Genomic DNA, 448 nt, shown 5'->3' with positions numbered 1-448 from the left:
AAGCCAAACTGAATTACATTAAAAAAAATTTTGAGAAAAACCTCGCTAAATACGAAGCTCAGGAAGCTATTTTAGCAGAGCGGAATTCCTACAGCAAGACCGATGAAGATGCTACTTTCATGAGAATGAAGGACGATCACATGATGAATGGACAGCTCAAACCGGCTTATAATGCACAGATTTCCACAGAGAATCAAATCATCGTCAATTATACCATCCATCAGCAAACCAATGATATCAATACTTTGGAGCGTCATTTGGAAAATTTTGAGAAATTGTTTGGTAAAAAAAGAATGGAAGAGTTGGAAGAACTCACTGCTGATGCGGGGTACGGAAGCGAGCAGAACTACGAATTATTGGAACAGAACAATATTACACCATTTGTAAAATACAGTACTTTCGACAAAGAGCAGAATGCCCGTTATCAGGCGAAACACAAGATTTTCAG

1 protein-coding gene is annotated in these 448 nt (G+C 38.2%); it reads left to right on the top strand.

Annotated elements, in window-relative coordinates:
• A partial coding sequence (locus H6A28_RS14920) for a transposase (RefSeq protein WP_204481091.1) occupies window positions 1-448 on the top strand: 448 nt, incomplete at both ends.

Source organism: Bacteroides mediterraneensis (assembly GCF_016900355.1).
GTDB lineage: Bacteria > Bacteroidota > Bacteroidia > Bacteroidales > Bacteroidaceae > Phocaeicola.
The sequence above is the reverse complement of the archived record's forward strand: the minus strand, read 5'-3'. Positions and strand labels throughout refer to the sequence as shown.